Origin of the sequence: Azospirillum brasilense (assembly GCF_007827815.1) — a bacterium.
Classification (GTDB): Bacteria; Pseudomonadota; Alphaproteobacteria; order Azospirillales; family Azospirillaceae; genus Azospirillum; species Azospirillum brasilense_C.
In genome coordinates, this window is sequence record NZ_VITH01000015.1 from 90,117 (window position 1) to 114,010 (window position 23,894).

Annotated in this window: 10 protein-coding genes; 9 read left to right on the forward strand and 1 reads right to left on the reverse strand. The window is 72.1% G+C overall.

The window, feature by feature from the left end:
• Positions 1–14: 14 nt before the first annotated feature.
• Complete coding sequence (locus FBZ83_RS25455; protein ID WP_247888465.1) at positions 15–2,441, reverse strand: TonB-dependent receptor; 2,427 nt, start codon at positions 2,439–2,441, stop codon at positions 15–17.
• 655 nt (positions 2,442–3,096) lie between these two features.
• Between FBZ83_RS25455 and FBZ83_RS31560 the strand changes: the two genes are divergently transcribed.
• The 9 genes from FBZ83_RS31560 to FBZ83_RS25505 all read left to right on the forward strand — a co-directional run bounded on the left by FBZ83_RS31560 (position 3,097) and on the right by FBZ83_RS25505 (position 23,555).
• Positions 3,097–10,830 (forward strand): beta strand repeat-containing protein, encoded by a 7,734-nt coding sequence (locus FBZ83_RS31560; RefSeq protein ID WP_186466190.1) that lies wholly within the window; start codon positions 3,097–3,099, stop codon positions 10,828–10,830.
• 134 nt (positions 10,831–10,964) lie between these two features.
• A complete protein-coding gene (locus FBZ83_RS25470) occupies positions 10,965–12,377 on the forward strand; it encodes a TolC family protein (RefSeq protein ID WP_247888466.1) in 1,413 nt (470 codons plus the stop codon).
• A complete protein-coding gene (locus FBZ83_RS25475; protein WP_145689491.1) occupies positions 12,374–14,056 on the forward strand; it encodes an ATP-binding cassette domain-containing protein in 1,683 nt (560 codons plus the stop codon). The genes FBZ83_RS25470 and FBZ83_RS25475 overlap by 4 nt, the downstream gene beginning before the upstream one ends.
• Positions 14,053–15,417, forward strand: a complete 1,365-nt coding sequence (locus FBZ83_RS25480; protein ID WP_145689493.1) for an HlyD family type I secretion periplasmic adaptor subunit — start codon at positions 14,053–14,055, stop codon at positions 15,415–15,417. Before FBZ83_RS25475 ends, FBZ83_RS25480 begins: the two co-directional genes overlap by 4 nt.
• Positions 15,418–15,598: 181 nt before the next feature.
• Positions 15,599–18,685 (forward strand): ABC transporter substrate-binding protein, encoded by a 3,087-nt coding sequence (locus FBZ83_RS25485; RefSeq protein WP_145689495.1) that lies wholly within the window; start codon positions 15,599–15,601, stop codon positions 18,683–18,685.
• A gap of 11 nt (positions 18,686–18,696) precedes the next feature.
• On the forward strand, positions 18,697–19,104 hold the full coding sequence (locus FBZ83_RS25490; protein WP_145689497.1) for a hypothetical protein: 408 nt from the start codon (positions 18,697–18,699) through the stop codon (positions 19,102–19,104).
• 1 nt (position 19,105) lies between these two features.
• Positions 19,106–19,570, forward strand: coding sequence for a hypothetical protein (locus FBZ83_RS25495; RefSeq protein ID WP_145689498.1), 465 nt, complete (start codon positions 19,106–19,108; stop codon positions 19,568–19,570).
• Positions 19,567–20,295, forward strand: coding sequence for a hypothetical protein (locus FBZ83_RS25500; protein ID WP_145689500.1), 729 nt, complete (start codon positions 19,567–19,569; stop codon positions 20,293–20,295). The genes FBZ83_RS25495 and FBZ83_RS25500 overlap by 4 nt, the downstream gene beginning before the upstream one ends.
• Complete coding sequence (locus FBZ83_RS25505; RefSeq protein ID WP_247888467.1) at positions 20,283–23,555, forward strand: type VI secretion system protein; 3,273 nt, start codon at positions 20,283–20,285, stop codon at positions 23,553–23,555. The genes FBZ83_RS25500 and FBZ83_RS25505 overlap by 13 nt, the downstream gene beginning before the upstream one ends.
• Positions 23,556–23,894 lie beyond the last annotated feature (339 nt).

The following is a 23,894-nucleotide window of genomic DNA, read 5'->3' on the forward strand; positions in this document are numbered from 1 at the left end:
ATGGCTTGGCGGATTTAGAAATCGACGGTGGCGGACAGCAGCACCGTCCGCGGCGAGCCGACGGTCACGTAGGTGCCGGTGGTCAGCCAGTACTCCTTGTCGAAGAGGTTCTCGACGCTGGCGCGCAGCACGACCGGCTTGCCCGACACGTCGGTGGTGTAGCGGGCACCGATATCGAAGCGGGTCCAGCCGTCGAAACGCAGCGTGTTGGCGTTGGTCAGGTAGGAGCCGGAGGTGTGGATCACCCGCCCGTTGAGGGCGAGACCCTCGACCCACAGCGTGTCCCAATCCAGGCTGGCGGAGAAGCTCTTGTCCGGCACGCCGGCGGCGTCGTTGCCCTCTTCCGAGGCGACGGCGGTCTTCGTCAGCTCCGGCTTCAGGAAGGTCGCGCTGGCCATGGCGCGCAGGCCGGGGAGTATCTCGCCGTAGGCGGACAGCTCCAGGCCGCGGTTGCGCTGCTCGCCGTCATAGGCCAGCTCGTTGGACGCGGTGCGGATCGAGCTGGGGCGGGTGATCTGGAACAGCGCGGCGGTCGTGGTGATGGTGCCCCAATCGACCTTGACGCCGCCCTCGAGCTGCTTCGACTTGTAGGGTTCGAGCACCGCGCCGGTGTTGGCGTAGCCGGCGCCGACGATGGTGCCGCGCGACAGGCCCTCGGCGTAGTTGCCGTAGACCGCGACATTCTCCAGCGGCTTGACGACCAGACCGGCAAGCGGCGTCGTGGCGCTGGCGTCGTAGCTGCTGGTCTGCGCGCCGGTCGTCGTGCTGAAACCCTTCACCTTCACCGTCTGGTCGCGCACGCCGAGCGTCAGCAGGACGCGGTCGTTGACGAAGGACAGCGTGTCGGCGATGGCGATGCTGCTCAGCGTCGTCTCGGCCGACTTGCGCGGATCGGTGCGCGGCGCGGTGATGACTGGCAGCGGTGCCGGGTTGTAGATGCTCGACGGGGCCGAGCCGGCGGCCTGGATGTAGGCGTTGCCCTCCTCCCGCTGGAAGCCGGTGTAGCCGATGTTGAGCTGGTGGCGGACCGGACCCGTCTCGAAGCGCAGGCGCGCGCCGGCCGTGCCGCTGACCGTCTCGCTGTAGGAGTCGTAGTAGGAGTTGCGGACCGTGAAGTTGCCAAGCGCGTTCACGGCGGGGTTGGACTGCGGGAACACCTGATCGTTGGTACCGTCGCGGTAGCCGATGCCGGCGTAGGCGGTCAGCCACTCCGTCACGTCGAACTCGATGTTCGAGGCGATGGTCTTGTCCTTCTGGACCAGCGTGGTGTTCGGGTACCAGTTGCTGCGCGCGTCGGGCGGCGACGGGATCGCCGTCGTCGTGGGCAGGATGCTGATCTGCGGGCGGAAATTGTCGGTGTCGTCGCGCTGGATGATGCCGTCGAGCGACCAGCGCAGCCGCTCGCCCCGGTAATCCACCGCCAGCGAGCCGAGGCCGGTCTTGACGTCGCCGTCCTCGATCGAGGCCTCGCCGCCGCGCAGCAGGCCGTTGAAGCGCACGCCCCAGGCGTTGTTCTCACCGAAGCGGCGCCCGGTGTCGACATGGACGCCGAAGTTGGCGTCGCTCTGGTAGAGCCCGGTCACGCGGGTCAGCGGCTGGTCGCCGGCGCGCTTGCTGAGGATGTTGATGCCGCCGCCGATGCTGCCGTTCGGGGCGATGCCGTTCATCAGCGCGCCCGGCCCCTTCAGCAGCTCGATCCGCTCGATGATCTGCGACGGCACGCGGTTGGAGGACACCAGCCCGTACATGCCGTTGAAGCCGACGTCGCCGGACGGAACGGCGAAGCCGCGGATCTGGAAGGTGTCGTCGAAGCCGTTGCCGCCGGTGGTCGTGCGCACCGACGAATCGTTGACCAGCGTGTCGGCTGCCGTGCGCGCCTGCTGGTTCTCGATCAGCTCGGCGGTGTAGTTCGTCGTGCTGAACGGGGTGTCCAGCGTGTTCCTGGTGCCCAGCAGGCCCAGCGTGCCGCCGCGCGCCACCTGACCGCCGGCGTAGGGCGGCGGCGGCTCGCCCGGCAGCGCGCCGGCGTTGGCCGACACCTGGACGGAGGGCAGCACCGTCGCCCCGGCCGGGGCATTCGCGACCGGCGTGGAGCCTTGCGCGACGAGGCCGTACCCCGACGGCGTGCCCGCGAGCTGATAACCGCTGCCGTCCAGCAGGCGGCGGAAGCCGTCCTCGACCGTCGTCGCTCCACGCAGCCCCTGGGAGGTCTTTCCCCGGACCTGAGCCGGGTCCACGGCGATGCTCACCCCGGCCTGGGCGGCGAAGCCGCGCAACGCGGCGTCCAGCGGCCCCGCCGGCACGTTGGCGTCGATCGTGCGGGCCGCCGCCGTCTGCGCCTGCGCGGCCGGCGCGAAGGGAAGGCCGCCCGCGAGGACGGCGCTGGCAAAACAAACCGCCATGGCGACCGGGCGCAGTCCCGGCGCAAAGACGTCCTGCACGGGGCCGGCGGCACCGCGGCGGCGGGCGGTTGGACGCGGAGCGTCCGTGCCGCAAGAATGTAGCATAGAGCCGTTCCTCAATTTAAAGGTGCAGATGTGACGCAGCGTTTGCGACCGGCCCCGTGTCGGTTTCAAAAAGCCAGAGGGTCTGCGCTGATCGTCTGAGTGCGAATAATTCTCATTCTAATCATCAAGCCGCCGGCTCCGCAAGGGGGCAACGTCGCCGTTGCGACAATCGCGGCCGCTCGGCATGTCCCTGATCGGACTATGGAAATCCCGGCCCGGCATCGCTTTGGACAACCGGAGGACAGTGTGGAGCCTGTGCGCCCGGAACAACCGCGGCCACCCTGCGGAGGCGCCCTCCCGCAACAGGCGGCGATGGCACCGCTCGTCACCATCGTCGGCGACCAGACGCTGTTACGATACAACTTAGGATAAATTTCGAAGACAACAGCACAGGCATCGCCTGCATGCGTCGGCTCTCATATGAATAACCACGGAATTACTAAGGACGGATGAGGTTGCACATCCTCTCCGCGAAACAAAACAGCTCTTCCCCCTGAAAAAATGTCGTCTGTATTTAGACATTTTTCAGCAAATCACTTTGTTATGGACACTCCCGAGATGCGACCGCCGAGACGGCGAGAGGGCCACCATGCCGGATACCCTGAACGCCACCACTCCGCTCCTGACCATCCCCGATGCCCTGGCGTCCGAAGCGGCGGCGGTGCTGCTGGGCGGCGATCCCGGCGCGCTGAAGGCGGTTCAGGAGAAGCTGGCGGCGGCACTGACCGGACAGGGCTTGCCGGAAGGCGCCGCGGGCAGCGTGGCGGACGGCTGGATGCGCGACGTCGCGGCGGGGGTCGGCGCCAGCGCCACGCCCGACGACGCCATTGCGCAGGCGAGCCGGGTCGCCGCCGGCACGGCGGCGCGCATGGCGCAAGCCGCGCAGGAAACTGCGGCTCTGACCGGAGAGCAGCGCTTGGCCGTCGCGCTGGCCCAGGGGCAGGGACTCGGGCCGGACAACGCCGCCAATTCGAAGGCGGCGTCCGATTTGTCGGCCGCGCTGTTCAGCGGGGTGATGGACCCGGCGGCCCGCCCGGCGGGCGCCGCCGACCCCATCGCCGCCCTGTCGCAGGCCTTGACCGCTCCTCCCGCCGCCCCGACGGCGCCGGAGGCCGTTCCCATCTCGCCCTCCGACAAGCTCGCCGCGGCGCTCGCCTCCGGCGTAGGGGTGCAGGACGCCGTGACGGCGCTCGGCCCCGCCCCGGGCGGTCACTTCGCCCAAGCGCTGGAACACGCCCTGTCCAGCGGCGCCGACGCGGCCGGCGCCGTTGCCGAGGCGCAGGCGCTGAGCGCGGCCGGCGCGGTTCAAACCACATCCGTCGCCGTTGAGCAGACCGACGGCGCGCGCCTGCTCGGCGCGCTGGCCGCCGGAAAGACGGACGGGGCGGGCGGCGCCCTGGCCGGCACCCCCGCCTTCACCAGCGTCCTGAACGACGCGCTGGCGCAGGGCGCCGCACCCGACGCGGCGCTTGGCGCCTCAGCACGGGCGCAGACGGACATGGCGGCCCGGCAGGAGGCCGCCGCCGTGCCGGCGAAGCCGGCGGACGCGCTGGTCGCCTCGCTCTCGTCCGGCCAGAATGTGGCGGCCACGGTCAAGACCTTCGCCGCCGCCGCCGGGCTCGACGGCGCGGCGGCCGGCGGCTTCGGCGACGCCCTGGGGCGGGCGCTGTCCGGCGGACAGGAGATGGCCGGCGCGCTGGGCTCGGCGCAGCAGACCGTCTCGACCGCGCTGTCCCTGTCGGCGGAAACCGCCAAGGGCGTGAAGAGCGACGGGCTGATCGCGGCGCTGGCCAGCGGGCAGAACGTGCAGCAGGCGGTGCAGGCGCTGGGCGGGTCCGGTGCCGCCTTCAACGCGGCGCTCGGGCAGGCGCTGGCGGACGGACGCGCGCCCGGACAGGCGCTCGCCGCCGCCCGCCAGACGGCGGAGACGGTGCAGCAGAACGCCCAGGGCAGCGAGGTTCCGGTGTCCGCCGAGAACAAGGCGCTGGCCGATCTCGCCAACCCGCCGCCCGCGGGCGAGGCGGCCAAGGAGGGCGCCAAGGCAGACGGCGACAAGAGCGGCGGTGAAAAGGCCAATGCAGAAAAGGCGGGCGAGCAGGTTGCCGAAGCTCCGGCCGAGGGCAAGGAGGGCGGCGAGAAGGACGACGCCAAGGAGGAGGCGAAGGGCGAAGACGGCGACAAGGCTGCCGATAAGCCCGCTGCCGATGCCTCCCCCGACGCGGCAGCGGCGAAGGGCGAATCGTCGCCTGCACCGGCCAAGTCCGGCATGGGAAGCGAGCCGGCGCTGAAGGCGATCAGCTTCGACGTGGCCGGCACCGCCAAGAGCGCCGACACCGTCACGCCCGGCGTCACGGCCCCCGCCCCCTCCTCCGGCGCGACGCCCGCCACCACGCCGGTCACCCGGACGCTGACCAGCGACCCCTTCGCCGTCGCCGCGCAAATCCAGCAGCAGGTGGCCCGAGCGCTCGAAGCCGCGGCCAACGCCCTGCCGGTGACGGTGCCGCCGGTGGCGGCGCCCACCCTCTCGTCCGGCTTCGACGCGGCCGCCTTCACAAAGGCGCTGGCGATCGCCGAGGGCACCGCGGCCCCGGCCGGCTTCGCCGTCTTCCATCTGATCGAGGCGATGTTCCGGCCCGGCGAGGCCGGGAGCAGCGTGATCGGCGTCGCCGTGGTGGCGAACCCCGATTCCACCTCCGGCGTCTGGCAGTACAGCCTGGACGGCGGGGCGTGGCGGACGGTGGGCACGGTCGGCGACGGCGCGGCGCTCGTGCTTCCGGGCAGCGCCCTGCTGCGCTTCCTGCCGGCCGACAACTGGAACGGCACCACCCCGTCGCTCGGGCTGCGGGCGGTGAACAGCGCGTGGACCGAGGGGTTCAGCGGCGCCGAGCACCGGCTGTTCACGCTGACCGGCGTCGGCGGCACCACCCCGCTGTCGGCGGACGTCGTCCCGCTGACGCTGGAGGTGACTCCGGTCAACGGCTCCCCGGTGGCGACGGGCACGACGGCGGTCCTCGCCGCCGTCACCGAAGACAGCGCCAACCCGGCGGGCGCCAGCGTGGCGGCGCTGTTCGGCGGGCTGTTCTCCGACCCGACCGACGCGGTGTTCGGCGCCGTCGGCAACGGCTTCGCCGGTGTGGCGGTGATCGCCAATCCGGCCGACGCCACCCAGGGACAATGGCAGTACTGGACGGGCTCCGCCTGGGCCGCTGTGGGAACGGTGTCGGACGGCAACGCCCTGCTGCTGGCCGCCGACGCCACGCTGCGTTTCCTGCCCGCCGCCAACTGGAACGGCGTGCCGCCAAGCCTGACGGTGCGGCTGATCGACGATTCGCAGGGGCCGGTCACCAACGGCGAACGGGCGGACGCGACGGCGGCGGACGGTGACAGCCGCTACAGCCTCGGCACGGTCGCCCTGACCACGGCGGTGAGCGCCGTCAACGACGCCCCGGTGGCGACCGGCACGACAGCGACCCTGCCGACGATTGCCGAGGACACCGCCAACCCGGCGGGCACCACCGTCACCGCCCTGTTCGGCGCCCTGTTCTCCGACGCCGCCGACGCGGTCAGCGGAGGCTCGACGGCCAACGGCTTCGCCGGCGTGGTGGTGGTCGGCAACGCCGCGACCGCGGCGCAGGGGACGTGGCAGTACTGGACGGGCACCGCCTGGGCCGGCATCGGCGCGGCGAGCGACGCCGACGGCCTGCTGCTGGCCGCCGACACGGCGCTGCGCTTCGTTCCCGCCGTCAACTGGAACGGCACCACCCCCGCCCTGACCGTCCGGCTGGTCGAGGACGGCGGCGCGCCGCTGGTCACCGGCAACCGCGTCGACCTAACGACCGGCGTCGGCGGCAGCAGCGTTTACAGCGCCGGCACCGTCGCGCTGACCGGCACCGTCACCCCGGTCAACGACGCCCCGATCGCCACCGGAACGACCGCCACCCTGCCGACGATTGCCGAGGACACCGCCAACCCGGCGGGCGCCACCGTCTCCAGCCTGTTCGGTCACCTGTTCTCCGACGCGACGGACACGGTGGCGGGCGGGTCCGCCGCTAACAGCTTCGCCGGCGTCGCCATCGTCGGCAACGCGGCGACCGCGCAAGGTGTCTGGCAGTATTGGACGGGCTCCGCCTGGGCCGCTGTGGGAACGGTGTCGGACGGCAACGCCCTGCTGCTGGCCGCCGACGCCACGCTGCGTTTCCTGCCCGCCGCCAACTGGAACGGCGTGCCGCCAAGCCTGATGGTGCGGCTGATCGACGACTCGCAAGGGCCGGTCGTCAGCGGCGAGCGGGCGGACGCGACGGGGGCGGGTGGCGACAGCCGCTACAGCCTCGGCACCGTTGCCCTGACCACCGCGGTCAGCGCCGTCAACGACGCCCCGGTGGCGACCGGCACGACAGCGACCCTGCCGACGATTGCCGAGGACACCGCCAACCCGGCGGGCACCACCGTCACCGCCCTGTTCGGCGCCCTGTTCTCCGACGCCGCCGACGCGGTCAGCGGAGGCTCGACGGCCAACGGCTTCGCCGGCGTGGTGGTGGTCGGCAACGCCGCGACCGCGGCGCAGGGGACGTGGCAGTATTGGACGGGCACCGCCTGGGCCGGCATCGGCGCGGCGAGCGACGCCGACGGGCTGCTGCTGTCCGCCAACACGGCGCTGCGCTTCGTTCCCGCCGCCAACTGGAACGGCACCACCCCAACCCTGACCGTCCGGCTGGTCGAGGACGGCGGCGCGCCGCTGGTCACCGGCGGCCGCGTCGACCTGACCGGCGGAGTCGGCGGCAGCAGCGTCTACAGCGCCGGCACCGTCGCACTGACCGGCACCGTCACCCCGGTCAACGACGCCCCGATCGCCACCGGAACGACCGCCACCCTGCCGACGATTGCCGAGGACACCGCCAACCCGGCGGGCGCCACCGTCTCCAGCCTGTTCGCCCACCTGTTCTCCGACGCGACGGACACGGTGGCGGGCGGGTCCGCCGCCAACGGCTTCGCCGGCATCGCCGTCGTCGGCAACGCGGCGACCGCGCAAGGTGTCTGGCAGTATTGGACCGGCACGGGCTGGAGCGCCGTGGGGGCCGCCTCGGACGGCAACGCCCTGCTGCTATCCGCCAACACGGCGTTGCGCTTCGTTCCCGCCGCCAACTGGAACGGCACCACCCCGGTTTTGACCGTCCGGCTGATCGACGACTCGCAAGGGGCCGTGACCAGCGGCGGGCGGGTTGTCCTGACGAGCGTTGGCGGCAGCACCGCCTACAGCGCCGGTACCGTCGCGCTGACCGGCACCGTCACCCCGGTCAACGACGCGCCGGTCGCCACCGGCACCGTGGCCGTCCTGCCGACCATCGCCGAGGACACCGCCAACCCGGCGGGCGCCACCGTCTCCAGCCTGTTCGGCCATCTGTTCTCCGACGCCGCCGACGCGGTGAGCGGCGGCTCGGCGGCCGACACGCTGGCCGGCATCGTGGTGGTCGGCAACGCCGCCATCGCGGCGCAAGGGGCGTGGCAGTACTGGACCGGCGCCGCCTGGGCCGACATCGGCGCGGCCAGCGGCGGCAACGGCCTGCTGCTGGCGGCGAACACGGCGCTGCGCTTCGTTCCCGCCGCCAACTGGAACGGCACCACCCCGCCCCTGACCGTCCGGCTGGTCGACACGTCGCACGGCCCGATCGCCAGCGGCGCGCGGGTCGACGCGACCAACGTCGGCGGCAGCACCGCCTACAGCGCCGGAACCATCGCGCTGACCGGCGCCGTCCTTCCGGTCAACGACGCCCCGGTGGCGACCGGCACGACGGCAACCCTGCCGACCATCGCCGAGGACACCGTCAATCCGGCGGGCACCAGCGTCACCGCCCTGTTCGGTCATCTGTTCTCCGACCCGGCGGACGCGGTGCCGGGTGGCTCCTCCGCCAACGGCTTCGCCGGCGTCGCCATCGTCGGCAACGCGGCAACCGCCGGCCAGGGCGTCTGGCAGTACTGGTCGGGCTTCGCCTGGATCACCGTCGGCGCGGTCGCGGAAGGCTCGGCCCTGGTCGTCGCCGCCAGCGCGCTGCTGCGCTTCCTTCCCGCAGCCGACTGGAACGGCACCACACCGGCCCTGACCGTCCGGCTGATCGAGGACGGCGGCGCCCCTGTCGTCACCGGCGGCCGCGTCGACCTGACGACCGGCGTCGGCGGCAGCACCGTCTACAGCGCCGACACCATCGCCCTGACCGGAACCGTCACCCCCGTCAACGACGCGCCGCAGATCACCGCCGGCACGACGGCGCTGGCGACGATGAAGGGCGTGGCGGTGGCGGTCACCGGCCTGTCGGTGTCCGACGTCGACGCCGGCGCGCTGCCGATGCTGGTCACGCTGACCGCCGGCCACGGCACGCTGACCCTGGCCAGCGCCGGCTGGGACGCCGTCATCACCGGCAACGGAACGGACAGCGTCACCATCCGCGCGACGCTCGCCACCATCAACGGGCTGCTCGGCGCCGCCAACGGGGTCCTCTACACGGCCAGTTCCTACACCGGGGCCGACGCCATCCGGATCGTCGTGAACGATCTCGGCAACGGCGGGGCCGGCGGGCCGCTGACCGCGACCGCGACCATCGGCGTCACCGTGGCGCCGCCGAACGCCTCCCCCGTCCTGATCGACACCAACCTCGACGTCACCGTGGCGGCGGAGGCCCTGGCCGCCCCCACCGCGGGCACGGCCGGCTTCGCGGTGTCCAAGCTGGTCGGGCTGAACGGCAGCGGCCCCGCCAACGTCACCGACACCGACGCCGGGGCCGTCGTCGGCATCGCCCTGACCGGCACCAACGAGAGCTATGGCCGCTGGTGGTTCTCCACCGACAACGGTGCGACCTGGAACCTCGTCGGCGCGGTCAACGACAGCGATTCCGCCCTTCTGCTGCGCGCGACCGACCGGCTCTACTTCCAGCCCAACGCCGCGGTGCCGGCCACCGTCAACGGCGCCCTGACCATACGCGCCTGGGACCAGACCACGGGCAGCGCCGGCTCCAAGACCGCCATCACCCTCGGCGACGGCAGCGCCTTCTCCGCCGCGACGGACACCGTCACCCTGCATCCCGGCGTGTTGATCCCCAACGGCACCTTCGACAAAGGGCTGACCGGCTGGAGCTACACCGGCGGCGCCACGGTGGGCGCGACCGGCGACGGCCATGAGGGCACCCTGACCTCGGCGGGCGGGCAGTCGCCGACGCAGCTCGAGGACTTCCTCGGCCTCGCCCACGGCTCCATCGCGGCGGCGACCGGCACCATCCCGTCCTTCGGCCACGCGATGAAGCTGGCCAGCACCGTCACGGTGACGAAGGACACGACGCTGACCTTCGACTGGACCTTCATCTTCTCCGACCCCGGCTATCACGACTTCGCCTTCGTCAGCGTCAACGGCGTGGTCACCCTGCTCGCCAAGGAGGCGAGCGCCAACGGCAAGTTTAGCGTGGTGATCCCCGCCAACACCACCCTGACGCTGGGCTTCGGCACCTCCGACACCAGCGACAACAGCGTCAACCCGGTGTTGCGCGTCGACAACGTCAAGCTGACCACCGTCGCCAGCGACCCCATCGTGCTGGACATGGCCGGCGACGGGCTGGCCCTGCGGGCGCTGACCGACGGCGTCCTGTTCGACGTCAGCGGCGACGGCGTGGCCGACCGCACCGGCTGGGTCGGCAAGGGCAACGCCCTGCTGGTGCGCGACGACAACCACAACGGGCAAATCGACGACGGGCGCGAACTGGTGTCGGAGCACTTCGGAAAAGGCTTCAACAGCAGCCTGGAGGCGCTCGCCTCGCTCGACAGCAACCACGACGGGCGCATCGACGCCGCGGACGAGAGCTTCGCCACGCTCCAGGTCTGGCAGGACGACGGCGACGGGGTGAGCCAGCCGGGCGAGCTGCGCACGCTGGCCGACGCCGGCATCCTCTCCATCGCCACCGCGGCCACCCTGACCGGACCGACGCTGGCCGACACGACGCTGGCCGGCAACCACATCCTCGGCACCACCAGCATGACCATGGCCGACGGCAGCAGCCGCGTGGTGGCCGGCGTCGCCTTCGACGTGCAGGCCACCGTCGCGGCGCAGCTGCACAGCCAGCCGCTGGCCGCATCGCCAGCGCCAGCGGCTCAGGCCGACCACGGACGCTTCGACTACGCGGCGCTGCTCTCCTCCGGCCTGGGTCTGCCGGACAATGTTCCGGTTGTGCAGAACGGAGTGGATGCACACGCGGGGGACTGGGCGATGGCCGTTCACAGCGCAGACACACATCACGTCACAACCCATGCCCCGACGATTGTGCCGGTTGCAGAAACTTCATGATCGACTGACAGAATTCGTCGCATTTTTAGGTATTTGGATACTGTTTTGTCCTAAATGAGTATGAGAGTTCTCGACTAAGATCATCATCGCTGTAAGCCAAACGGCTTAGACATGCGGCGATCTCCAGGACCCTCATGCACAAGTTTTGTCTTATCGCCACGGTTGCGCTTCCGCTCCTGACCGGAGCGCCACAATCTCTGGTTGCGTCTCCGCGCGACGAGGTGGTGGCGCTGATCGGCAAGGCGACGGAGAGCCACGACCGCCTGCGCGGGGCGGAGGCCGCCGCCGACGGGGCGCGCAACGCCCTGCGGGTCAGCCATGGCGGCTGGTTCCCGACGCTGAGCCTGTCGGCCAACGGCGGGCGCGAGAGCACGACCAAGCCGGCGGGCCTGCCCAACACCGACATGAACGCCTCGCAGTTTTCAGCGCGGGCGACGCAGCTGATCTGGGACTTCGACGCGACCAACGCCGACATCCGGCGCGCCCAGGTGACGCTGGTCCGCGCCGACATCGCGGTGGAGCGCACCCGGCAGGAGTTGCTGGTGGAGGGCCTCACCGCCTACGCCAGCCTCGTCCGCGCCCACCAGCTGCTCGCCTTCGCCCGCCAGTCCGAAGACAACATCCGGCGCCAGACCGGGCTTGAGGAGGTGCGGCTTCAGGAGGGCTTCGGCTTCTCCACCGATGTCCTCCAGGCCAAGAGCCAGCTGGCCGGCGCCCAGGCCCGCCGCGTGGCGGCGGAGGAGGCGACGCAGACCGCGCAGAGCCGCTTCCAGGCCTTCTTCGGCCATGTCCCCTTCCAGGTCAGCAACGCCCAGGTCCTGGCGATGACGCGCGCCGGCCTGCCCGTGTCGATGGACGCGGCGGTGGAGGAGGCGCGCCGCCACAACCCGCGCCTTCAGGAACTGGCCCTGACCACCGCGGCGGCGCAGGAGGCGGTGACCGCGGTGCGCGGCCGCACCCTCTACCCGCGGATCGACGGCTTCGTGGAACACAACATCAAGCGCGACGTCGCCGGCCAGTCCGGGCGGCAGAACGAGCTGCTGTTCAAGCTCCAGGTCACCTTCTCGCTGAACACCGGCCTGACCGCGCTCAACAGCATCCGTCTGGCCGAGGCCGACCTGCGGGCCGCCGACGCCACCTGGGCCGACCAGGAGCGCACGGTGCTGGAGACCGTCCGCAACAGCTGGAACCGGCTGGAGAGCGCCCGCGCCCAGGTGCAGCTGCTGAACGATCAGGCGAGCCTCGCCGCCGGCTTCCTCGACGTGGCGCGGTCGGAGCGCGAGCTGGGCACCCGGTCGCTGATCGACATCCTCTCGGGCGAGACGACGCTGATCAACGCGCGCAGCGACGCCGCGGCGGCGGAGACGGAGCTGGTGCTGGCCGGTTACCGCCTGCTCGCCGCCATGGGACGGCTGAACGCCACCGACATCCAAACCAAGCCGATGCCGAAGCTGACCGCACCGGGCCGCGGCGCTTTCCGCGATCAGGGCCAACGTGATCCCGGCCAGCGTGATCAGGGCCGCCGCGGCACGGGAGACCAGCGATGAGCGGCGGCGCCATCGGCCTGCTGGTGCTGCGGCTGCGCGCCAACCTGCGGCTGACCGCCCGCGTCTTCGCGGCGTCTCTGGCGGCGAACCTGCTCGGGCTGGCCTCCTCCTTCTACACGATGCTGGTGCTGAACCGGTACGTGACGCACGGCGTCGACTCCACGCTGGCGGCGCTGACCGTCGGCGTCGTGCTGTCCATCGCCTTCGAGCATCTGTTCCGCCACGTCCGGCTGGGCATCGCCGGGCGCATCGGGCGGGCCGAGCACGAGCGTCTGACCACCGGGGCCTTCGGCATCCTGATGACCGCGCGCAGCGGCGCCGGATCGGCGGAGGGCGACGCGGCCCGGCGCGAGGCGCTGCGGGCGCCGGAGCAGATCGACTCCGCGCTCGGCTCCGCCAACCTCGCGACGCTGTTCGACCTGCCCTTCGCGCTCGGCTTCATCCTCGTGGTGGCGCTGATCTCCTGGCCGCTGGCGGCGATCTGCCTCCTCTTCACGCTGCTGGCCATCGCCGCCGGGCTGCTGGCCCAGGCGGACATGCGCGCGGTCGGGCGCGACCTCGCCCAAGCCGGCGCCGACGCCCAGGGGCTGGTCACCACCGCCATCGTCGGGCGCGACGCGGTCGCCCTGTTCGGCGGCGCCAAGCCGCTGCTCGGCGACTGGCAGCGCGCGGCCAAGGCGCTGCGCGTGGTCCGCGAGCGCATGTCGATGCGCCAGGGCCGCGCCCAGTCGGCGGCGCAGAGCCTCCAGGCGCTCCAGGGCGTGGCGGTCATCGCCACCGGCGCCGTTCTGGTGGTGCGCGGCGAGCTGGACGTCGGGTCGCTGATCGGCATCAACCTGCTGGTCGGCCGGGCGCTGGCCCCCTTCACCCGGCTGGCCCAGATCGGCGAGTCCCTGGCGATGGCCCGGCAGGCGCAGGCGCGGCTGGAGCAGTTCGCCCGCACCGCGGTCGAGCCGACCGGCGGCACCAGCCTGCCCCGCTACGCCGGCACGCTGGAACTGCGCGACCTGACCTTCACCCCGCCGGGCGGCGTCACGCCGCTGCTGCGCCGGCTGAACCTGTCGGTGCCTGCCGGCAACATCCTGGTGCTGAAGGGCCGCAACGGCTCCGGCAAATCGACGCTGATCCGCCTGATCGCCGGGCTGGCCGACCCGCAGGAGGGTGCCGTGCTGGCCGACGGCGTGGACATCCGCAAATTCGCCCCTTCCTGGTGGCGCCAGCAGATCGGGCTGCTGCCGCAGGAGCCGGTGTTCCTCAACCGCACGATCCGCGAGAACCTGCTGCTCGCCAACCCGCGCCTGTCGGAGACGGAGCTTCACGCCGTCCTGCACCGCGCCGGGGCCGACCGCACGGTGGCCGACTGCGCCCAGGGGCTCGACACGCCGCTGCGCAACTTCGGCCACGAGCTGCCGACCGGCCACCGCCGCCGGCTGGCGCTGGCCCGCGCCCTGGCGGTCGGCGGACGGCTGATCCTGCTCGACGAGCCGACCGACGGGCTGGACTCGGACGGCACCGCCACCGTCTACCGCACGCTGATCGAGCTGGCGCGCAGCGGCCACACGGTGATCATCGCCTCCCACGACCCGCGCATCCTCCAGGGCGCCTCGCTGGTGCTCGACCTCGACCAACCGAACGGCACCGTGGCTGCCCGTGAAGCGGCCGGGGTGGTGACGCCATGAAGCCGCTTCCCCTGCTGACCCGCAAGCCCGCCGCCGCTCCGGCCCTCGCCGTGCCGAACGCCATCCCCTCGCCCCTGCCGGGACCAGACCCCGCGGACACGGAAAGCCGTTTCGGCGACGGCCTGTTCGTCGTCAGCATCGCCGCCTTCCTCGCCGCACTCGGCTGGGCGGCGATCGCCGAGCTGAACGTCTCCAGCAGCGCGCCCGGCGACGTGGTGCCGCTGTCCTACAACCAGTCGGTCCAGCATTTCGAGGGCGGCATCGTCCGCGACATCCTGGTGCAGGAGGGCGATTCGGTCACCGCCGGCCAGACGCTGGTCGAGCTGGACCAGACCAAGATCCGCGCCGACCTGGAGGAGTTGAAGCTGCGCCTCGGCTCGCTGTCCGCCGACACCGCGCGGCTGGAGGCCGAGGTCGGGCGCCGCGAGACCATCGATTTCCCCGAGCGGCTGCTGCGCGAGCGGCCCGATCTGGTGGCGCAAACCCGCGACCTGTTCCGCGCCCGCCGCGACCGGCTGGCCTCCGACCTCGACATCCAGCGCCAGGACATCGCCCAGCGCGAGCAGCAGGTGGCCGCCGTGCGGGCGCGCATCGGCGGCTCCCAGGTGGCGCAGGGGCTGATCCGCGAGCAGCTCTCCATCAGCGAGACCCTGCTGAAGCGCGAGATCACCAACCGCATGAAGCACCTGGAGCTGCTGCGCGACGACGCCCGCGTCAGCAGCGCCATCGCCGAGGACCGCGCCACGCTGGCCCAGGCCGAGGCGGCGCTGGCCGAGGCGCGCAGCAAGCTGGTGTGGATCGGCCGCAAGTACGAGGAAGAGAGCCGCAACGCCCTCGACGAGGCCCGCCGCAACCACGACGAACTGTCGCAGCGCCTGACCCGCTACCAGGACAGCCTGGATCGCAGCAGCCTGCGGGCGCCCATGGACGGCATCGTCAAGACGCTGGCCGTCTCGACCAAGGGCGCGGTGGTCAAGGCCGGCGAGACGGTGGTGGAGCTGGTGCCGCGCGACGGCAAGCTGGTGGTGGACGCCCGCCTGCCGGTGCAGGACATCGGCTATGTCCGCCCCGACCAGCCGGTGGTGGTGACTCTGGCCGGCGGCGACGCCTCGCGCTTCGGCCACATCGAGGGGCGGGTGCGGACGATCAGCCCGGACACCCTGCTCGACGCCAACAAGCAGTCCTACTACAAGGTCCGCGTCGAGCTGCCGGTGACCCGTTTCGACTACGGCGGCAAGACCTACGCGCTGTTCCCCGGCGTGCGCGTGACCTGCAGCATCCTGACCGGGCGGCGCACCATCCTCGACTATGTGTTCTCGCCGGTCCTCAACGGCCTCCAGCACGCGATGCAGGAGCAATGAGGATGACCGGACCGATTGCCGCTTTCCCTCTCCCCTCTGGGGAGAGGGTCAGGGTGAGGGGGTTGCGCGTGGAGGCACGTCCAGCACAAGCGCAACCCCCTCACCGGCCCTCCGGGCCACCCTCTCCCCAGAGGGGAGAGGGCTATTTCCACCCCGACACGGACCGCCCGAGGCCCACCCCATGCTGAGCTCGCTCCAGCCCCGCTCCCGGCCGCCGCTGCGCTGGTCGCACCTGACCAAGAAGGCGCGCTTCGCGCTGATCCTGGCGGCGGCGATGCTCGTCACCGTGCTGGTCTCCCTGGTCGTCCGCGCCGGCTTCCTCGGCGACAGCGCGCGCGAGCCGCTGACCGTCGCCGTCGTCGGGCCGCTCAGCGGGCCGGACGCGGCGCTGGGGCTGGCCCTGCGCAAGGGGGCGGCGCTGCGCGCCGACACCATCAACGCGGCGGGCGGCATCGCCGGCCGTCCCGTGCTGGTCAAGCCCTTCGACGACGAGGGCGACAAGGGCAAGTCGCTGGAGATCGCCCGGCGCGTCTCCAACGACCCCTCCGTCCTCGCGGTGATCGGCCACACGCCGGACGCCGCCGACAGCGCGACGGCGATCTACGCCCAGCGCCAGATCCCGCTGATCGCCCCGCGCCCGCTGGTCCGCCCGGCGGACGCCGCGCCCAGCCCCTGGCTGTTCAGCATCACGCTGGACCGCACGCACGAGACGCGCTTCCTCGCCAACTACGTGCGCAACGTGGTCGGCGAGCCGACCGTCGCCATCGTCCGCGAGGACAGCGAGCAGGCGGCATCGCAGGCCGGGCAGTTCGACGCGATCCTCCAGCGCTTCGGCACCAAGCTGGTCGGCCAGTGGACCTTCGCGCCGGGCCGCGGCGGTGCGTCCGCCCTGCCGGCGCTGGCCCAGGCGGTCAAGGAGAAGATGCCGACCGGCGCCGTCGTCGTCATCGGCTCGGCGGTGGACAGCGCGCGGGTGGTGGTGGCGCTGCGCGACGCCGGGGTGCGCAACCTGATCGCCGGCAGCTCGGAGATGGCCTCCTCGGCCTTCCGCACCGAGATCGTCGCCCAGGCGCAGGCCAACCCCAAGGCGCTGACCCCGGAAGCCTACGGCCACGGCCTGCTGGTGTCCTCGCCTGTGCTGTTCGACACGGCGAACGAGCGGGCGCAGCGCTTCTACGGCCAGTATGTGAAGCGTTTCAACGCGGTGCCCGACTGGGCGGCGGCGCTGGGCGCCGACGGCGTGGACCTCATTGCCGGCGCCATCGCCAAGACCAATGTTGCCACCGGCAAGCCGGACGGCGAGGCGCTGCGCCGCGCCATCGCCGACCACGACCGCGCCGAGACCGCCTTCCAGGGCACGGTCGGCACCTGGACCTTCGACGCGCGAGGCCAGGCGACCCTGCCGGTGATGATGGCCTCCTACAACGGCCTGAACCCGGTGGCGGCGCTGACCCAGCTCCAGCCGATCCGCGAGGCCGGCGTCTCCAACTTCCTGGAGGAGGTCACCAAGGGCCGGGCGCTCTACGTCAACGACCGCTTCATGTACAAGACGGACGTCATCTACACCGGCGTCCAGCTCCACGAGATCCGCGACCTGAACCCGGACGCCAACGAGGCGACGCTGAACCTGACGATCTGGTTCCGCTACCGCGGCGCCTTCAACCCGGCGGACGTCGTCTTCACCAACGCGGTCAAGCCGGTCGAGCTGGGCAAGCCCTACCGCGAGGAGCGCGGCGAGGTCACCACCTACGTCGCCTACCGGATCGAGGGGCGCTTCGCCCTGAACGTCTTCGACCAGCGCCCGCCCTACGGCAGCCAGACCGTCGGCGTCAGCTTCCGCCACCGGACGCAGAACCGCAACACGGTGATGTTCGTCACCGACGTTCTCGGCATGTCGCTGGTCGACACCAACGACTTCGTGGAGAAGCTGAAGGCGATGGCCGCGGCGGAGACCGCGTCCGCCGCCGACCCCGGCCTCGCCGACCGCTTCCGCCGCGCGCTGGAGGGCGAGAGCGAAAGCTCCACCCTGCTCGACCAGCTCCGCGCCAAGCGGGTGCTGGCGCCGTCGCCCGGCTGGCGCCTGTCGCGCGCCTGGATCTCGCAGGACGTCGCCTCGGTCGGCAGCGAGGGCGATCCCAACTACGTCGGCTTCGGGCGGCCGCAGCCGGACTTCTCGCGCGTCGACTTCGGCGTGGTCGCGGCGCCGGACTCCCCGGCGGCGCGCGACTTCATCCACCGCGACTTCTTCGTCTACATCGCCATCTTCAGCGCCGTGCTGGCGGTCTTCGCCGCCGTCATGGACCGCCGCGACCGCGGCCAGTTCTGGAAGATCCAGACGCTGTTCATGCGCATCCTGTCCTGGCCGCTACTGCTGATGTCCGTCGGCAACATTGCGCTGGACCAGGCGGTGGCGACGCTGCCGCCGAGCGGGATCGCCATGGTGGTGAACGGGGTCAACGTGCTGTGGTGGATCGTGCCGGCCATCCTGGTCGACCGCACGCTGGAGCGCTTCGTCTGGACCCCGCTGGAGATCCGCACCCAGCGCAAGATCCCCGGCATCGTCCGCCGCTTCTCCACCCTGATCGTCTTCGGCTTCGCCGGCTGCGGCATCATCGCCTTCGTGCTGAAGCAGCCGATCACCAGCCTGCTCGCCGCCTCCGGCCTCGTCGGCATGGTCATCGGCCTCGCCATCCAGGCCAACATCGCCAACGTCTTCTCCGGCATCGTCCTGAACATCGAGCGGCCGTTCCAGATCGGCGACAGCATCCAGATCACCGATCTGGTGCGCGGCGTCGTGGTGGACATGACGTGGCGCACGGTGCGCATCCGCAACGTCGCCGGCTTCATCGTCGCCATGCCCAACGCCAAGGTGTCGGAGGCGACCGTCATCAATTTCAGCGCGGTCGACCGGGTGTCGATGAAGCTGGAATATTACGCCGACGCCCGCCACGACCCCGGCCGGATGGGCGGCCTGCTGACCACCGCCCTGCAGAACGCCGACAAGGTGCTGCCCAGCGCCACCGGCGGCCCGGCCTTCGTCCGCTATGACGGCATCCGCGGCGTCAACGGACAATGGCTGTGCAAGTACAACCTGTTCTTCTGGGTCGAGGACTACGACGCCAGCTTCGTCGTGCCCGAGCTGGTCTGGCGGTCCGTCTACCGCACGCTGGCCGAGGCCGGCATCGAGCCGACCCCGCCCGACCTGATGGAGGCCGCCGGCCCCGCCGCGGTCGCCACCAACGCCCAGCGCCAGGCGATCCCGGCATGAGCAGGCCAGGCATGAGCAGGAAGACCCCGATGATGCGAACCCTGATCGCCGCGACGGCGCTGCTGCCGGTCCTGCTCGCCGGGACGGGCTGCGCGCCGCTCGGCGGCGACCGCCCCGGCGCGATCCTGGAGAAGCTGGCCGACGGCGACTACGACGTCGGCATCCGCTACCCCGCCAAGCGCGCCCGCTACGTGATGATCGTCGAGGAGGACGAGGACGGCTTCGTCGTGACCAACCGTCCGGCCGCGGGCCGCGAGGTGGACACCGTCCCGGCCCCGGCCTCAACCCCGGTGGTGGCGCAGCCGCAGCGCAACGACCGCGTGCTCGCCCCTTGCGCCGAGGCGACCGGCAACTGGTACCGCCACACCCCGGCGGGCTACGTCTGTGCCGGCCAGTCGGCGCCCGGCGGCGGTGGCTGACATGAAGCGCCTCGCGATTATCCTATCCCTGACGCTCGCCGGCTGCGCCGCCAGCGGACCCACACCTAATGCGGGGGGCGCCGACGCCCCCGTCCTGCGCATCGTCGCCGAGCCCGACGCCAACGGGCGCCGCCCGGTCGCGGTCGACGTGGTGCGGGTGGCCGACCCGGCGCTGGCCGGGCGGCTGGCCGGGCTCGACGCCGCGGGCTGGTTCCGCAACCGCGAGGCGCTGAGCGCCGAGGCCGGCAGCCGCATCGCCATCGCCTCCTGGGAGATGGTGCCGGGCCAGAGCGTGCTCCTGCACAGCCTGCCCCCCTTCGCCACCACCCCGACCCAAACCCTCGTCTACGCGCGGTACGGCGCGCCCGGCGCCCACCGGCAGACGCTGGACGGCTCCGGCGCCCTGGACGTGCGGCTGGGACGGGACAGCTTCACCGTGGCTCCGCTGACGGAGGGAACGCCGTGACCGCCCAAATCGCTGCGGCGCAATCCGCCCCTACACCGAAGGCCGTCCCCGCCGGCGCCAAACCCGCCGGTACGCTGGCCCTGTTCCGCGCCTTCCAGGAGGATCTGCTGGCCGGCTGCGCCGACGCGCAGGCCCCGGCGGGGTCGGTGGCCGACCGTCTGACCGCCACGCTCCATGGGATGAGCGGCGCCGCCGTCTCGCAAGGGCCGGGCGCGCATGGCACCGTGGTCAAGGCGGTCTTCGCCATGGCCATGCTGGCCGACCGCGCGCTGACCCAGACGCGGCCCGCCGACGCCGTGGTCTCCAGCCGCCTGTTCGGCGCGAACGCAACGCTGCAAACCCTGTTCGTCCAGGCCGACGACCTGATCCGCCAAGGCGCCAAGGCCGACCGTGGGCTGGCCGCCGTCTATCTCGCGGCGCTGGCGCTGGGCTTTCCCGACGACACCCAGGCGACCGCCCGCCGCCCCGCCCTGCACCGCATCGTCGTCGGCGAGCGCGCCGCGGCCAGCCATCCCAGCCCGCGCGCCTGCGAGCCGACGGACGGCGCCGTGCCCGGCTACCTCGCGCCGTCCGCGCGCCGCTGGTGGTGGGCGGTGGGCGGGACCGCCGTGCTGTTCCTCGTCGTCTCGCACCTGCTGTGGGCCGGCGCCGTCGGCGGCATCCAACGCGATCTGAGCGGCGCCCGCGCCGCGGTCGAGGATATGGGGCTGTCATGGTCCTACTGATGCTCACGCTGGAGCTGGTGCTCTCCACCATCGGCTCCGCCATCGTCCATCTGCTGTCCTTCGCCGTCACGCTGGCGCCCTACGCGCTGCTGGCGCTGCCGCTCTACATCTTCTATCGCCTCGGCCGGATGGTCTGGCCGAAGCTGCGCGGCTGGCGGCGCAAGCCCACCGCCAAGGGCACCGGCCAAAAGAAGGCGCCTGCGCGCCGGACCGCCCCGCCGGCGCCGCTGCGCGTCCGCGCCGAGGCCCCTCCCCCCACGAAGGCCGCAGCCGACACGCCGCCCAACGCCCGCATCTACGGCGAGGGGCTGGACATCCTGACGCGGCAGATGCGCGGTCCCCTGCGCCGCGGCGACATCCCGTGGTTCCTCGCCTTCGGCGTCGGCGGACCCGCTCTGCTCGCCACCGACCCGACCCATGTCCGCTGGCCCGAGGACGGCAACGGCGAGAACGGCTGCTGGTGGTTCTGCGAAGGGGCGGCGATCCTGCACGCCGGCGCCGATTCCGCCGACGGCTCCCGGCTGGGCGCGTCCTGGCCGGCGCTGGTCGCGGCGATGCGCAAGCGGCCGATGCGCCGCCCGCTGGACGGCGTCCTGCTGATGGTCGGCGCCGACGAACTGCGCGCCGCCGCCGAGCGCCCCGGCCCGCGCGACGCGCTGGCCAAGCGGGGCGCCGCCCTGCGGGAGCGCCTGCGGACCCTGCGCGACGATCTCGGCGTGGTCGGCCCGGTGCATGTGGTCGTGGTCCGCGCCGAGGCGCTGGACGGCTTCACCGACCTCTGCGCCGCCATGCCGTCGGCCCTGCTGGACGGCGTGCTGGGCTGGACCAACCCCCAGGACTGGGCCAAGCCCTTCGAACCGCGCCGCATCGACGAGGCGTTCGAGGCCATCGCCGCCGACATCGCCGTGCTGGAGGCCGACGCCTTCGCCGCCGGCACCGCCGGGGTGCGCCTGCCGCTGCTGCCGGCATCCCTCGACACCCTGCGCCATCCGCTGGCGCTGTTCCTCGACGGTGTTCTGGGCGACGACGATCAGGCGGAGCCCTTCCCGCTGCGCGGCATCGCCCTGACCGGCGCCTATGCCCCGGCCATCGGCGGGCGACGCCCGGTCTTCGCCCGCAACCTTCTGCCGCGCCGCGCCTTCGCCGAGGCCGGCTACGGGCGGCCGTCCGACGCCGCCTACCAGCAGGCCCACAAGCGCCGCCGGATGGCCCAGGCCGCGCTCGCCGCCTCGGTCGCCGGCCTGTCGGTCGCCGCGTGGCAGGGCGTGTCCAGCGTGTCCGCCGGCAGCCCGCCGGTCGTCGCCGCCACCGCCGACCTGCGCCGGGCGCTGCTGGCGCGCGACGCCGTCACCGACGGCCCCCTGGCCGGTCGGGTGATCGCCGCCACGGCGGTGATGGAGCGCAGTTCCCTCGCCACGCCGCTGCTGCCGACCTCGCTGGTCAGCACCTTCGACGAGGACAAGAAGCGGCTCGCCTCCGTCACGCTGCGCCGCTCGGTGCTGCGGCCGATCCGCGACGCGCTGCTGCCCAGCGCCACCATGGCCGACCTGCCGCCGGTCGCCAACCCGCAGCGAGTCGAGGATCTGCCCGCCTTCCGCCGGCTCGCCGAGCAGCTCGACCGCATCGGCGGGCGGCGCGACGCGCTGGAGCGCTACGACCGCTTCCGCCGCAACAGCGGCTTCGACGAGCTGAACGCGCTGGCCGAAAGCGTCTACGGCGCCGTCCCCCGGTCGCCGATGACGGCGACGGACGGCTACATCACGCGCATCGCCGCGGGCGCCGACCTGCCCAACCTGGACGCCCGGACCATCGCCGCGGCGGTGCGCGCGGAATCGGTGCAGCTCGCCGCCCCGCTGGCCGAGGAGCTGTATGGCCGCAACCCGCTCCGCCAGCGCGCCGAGGCCTTGGCCGAACGGCTGCGCGGCCTGCCGGAGACGCCGACCGCCGAGGATGTCGACGACGTCCGCCGCCTGACCGCCGCCGTCGCCGAAGCCGTTTCCTGGCCCATCGCCGGCGCCCTGCAGGAGCCCGCCCGCGGCCTGCCCGACGCGATCCGGGTGGCGCTCCAGAAGGCCGCCATCGCCGATCTGCCGGGCCGCGACACCACCGACCGCATCACCGAGGCCCTGTCCACCGCCGCGACCGGCGCCCGCGCCGCCGTCCTGGCGCTGGACGCGCCGCAGACCGGAACCCTGTTCGCGGTGGGTGACGGCGGCGCGTTGGTTCTCAACCCGGCGGTGACCGCGCTGCCGGACGCCCTGGCCGCCGACCTGCCCGCGCCGGTTCCCGACGCTCCCCCCGCCGAAGCCGTCAAGCCGGCCGAGGCCAAGCCCGCTGCGCCCAAGCCCGCAGAGCCGAAGCCCATTTCGCCCGAAGCGGAGCCGGCCAAGCCGGTCGCGGTGGCCCCGCCTCCGCGGCCGGCCCCATCGCCGGAACCCGCGGCGCCACCGCCCGCCGCGCCACCATCCGCTAATGTGGAGGTGCCGGCCGTCGTCGCGCATCTGCCGATCCCGCCCAGACTGCCGCCGGAAACCTCCGTTCCGGACAGCGACGTCGCCCTGTCGAAGCTGTCCACCGCCTTCGCGCAGACCCTCGCCGGGCGCTTCCCCTTCGTCGGCCCGGAACAGGCGCGCGGGGCGGCCGACGCCGACCCGCAGGACGTCCGCCGCTTCTACCGGCAGCTCGATGAGCACCGGGCGGCGGTGATGCGGGCCGCGACCCCCGACGTCGCCGCCTTCCTGGAACGAATGGAGGCCGCCCGCCCCCTGCTGGAGGCCATCGCCCGCCCGGCCCCCGTCAGCGTCCGCCTCACCTACGGAGCCAACCGCGCGCAGGAGGTCGGGGCGGAGCACATCATCGACTGGTCGGTGCGCTCCGGCGCCAGCGCGGTGGGGGCGGCGGCCAACGGCGGGACGCTCGCCTGGACGCCGGGCCAGCCGGTGCTGCTGAGCGCCCGCTGGGCCGCCGGGTCGCCCTACCGTCCGAAGGGCGCTGCGGCCGGCGGAACCGCCGCCGCGACCGGCGACACCATCACCCTGGCCGAGCGCGGACCGTGGGCGCTGCTGCGCCTGCTGAAGAGCCACGCCGCGTCCTCGTCGCGGGACGGCCTGCTGCTGCGCGTCGCCCTGCCCACGCAGACCATCGAGGGACAGCCGGCGCGCGACACCGTCCTGGTCCTGGGAGCGGCGGTCAGTATGGGCGGGCGCAACGAACTTCCGGCGCGCTCCCTCGATCTGCCGGCCCGCTTCCCGCAGAGGTAGTGAAGTTCATTATACAAAGAAAAGCTCATGATGAACTTTGTCACAATTCGCAGAAAGATGACGCAGCTTCCGACAAAAACTCCGACGGTGGTCATAGGCATTTAATGCGTTGTTAATTACTGAAAATGTATCAAGTCGTTGGGACATATTGGATCGTTGGGCTGCCGTTCTCTGTCCAGCGAAAGTCCTGAGGACCCCCGCTTAATTTACCAGAAGCAATAAGGGCATTCTTTTACCAATCGCTTTTACAGCGGTTGATTGGCGATGTTTTGTTTCTTTCGGGATGCTGATCTTGCGACGCATAACGTCCTAAGGCGTGTATCGAAAACCAAAGTTTCC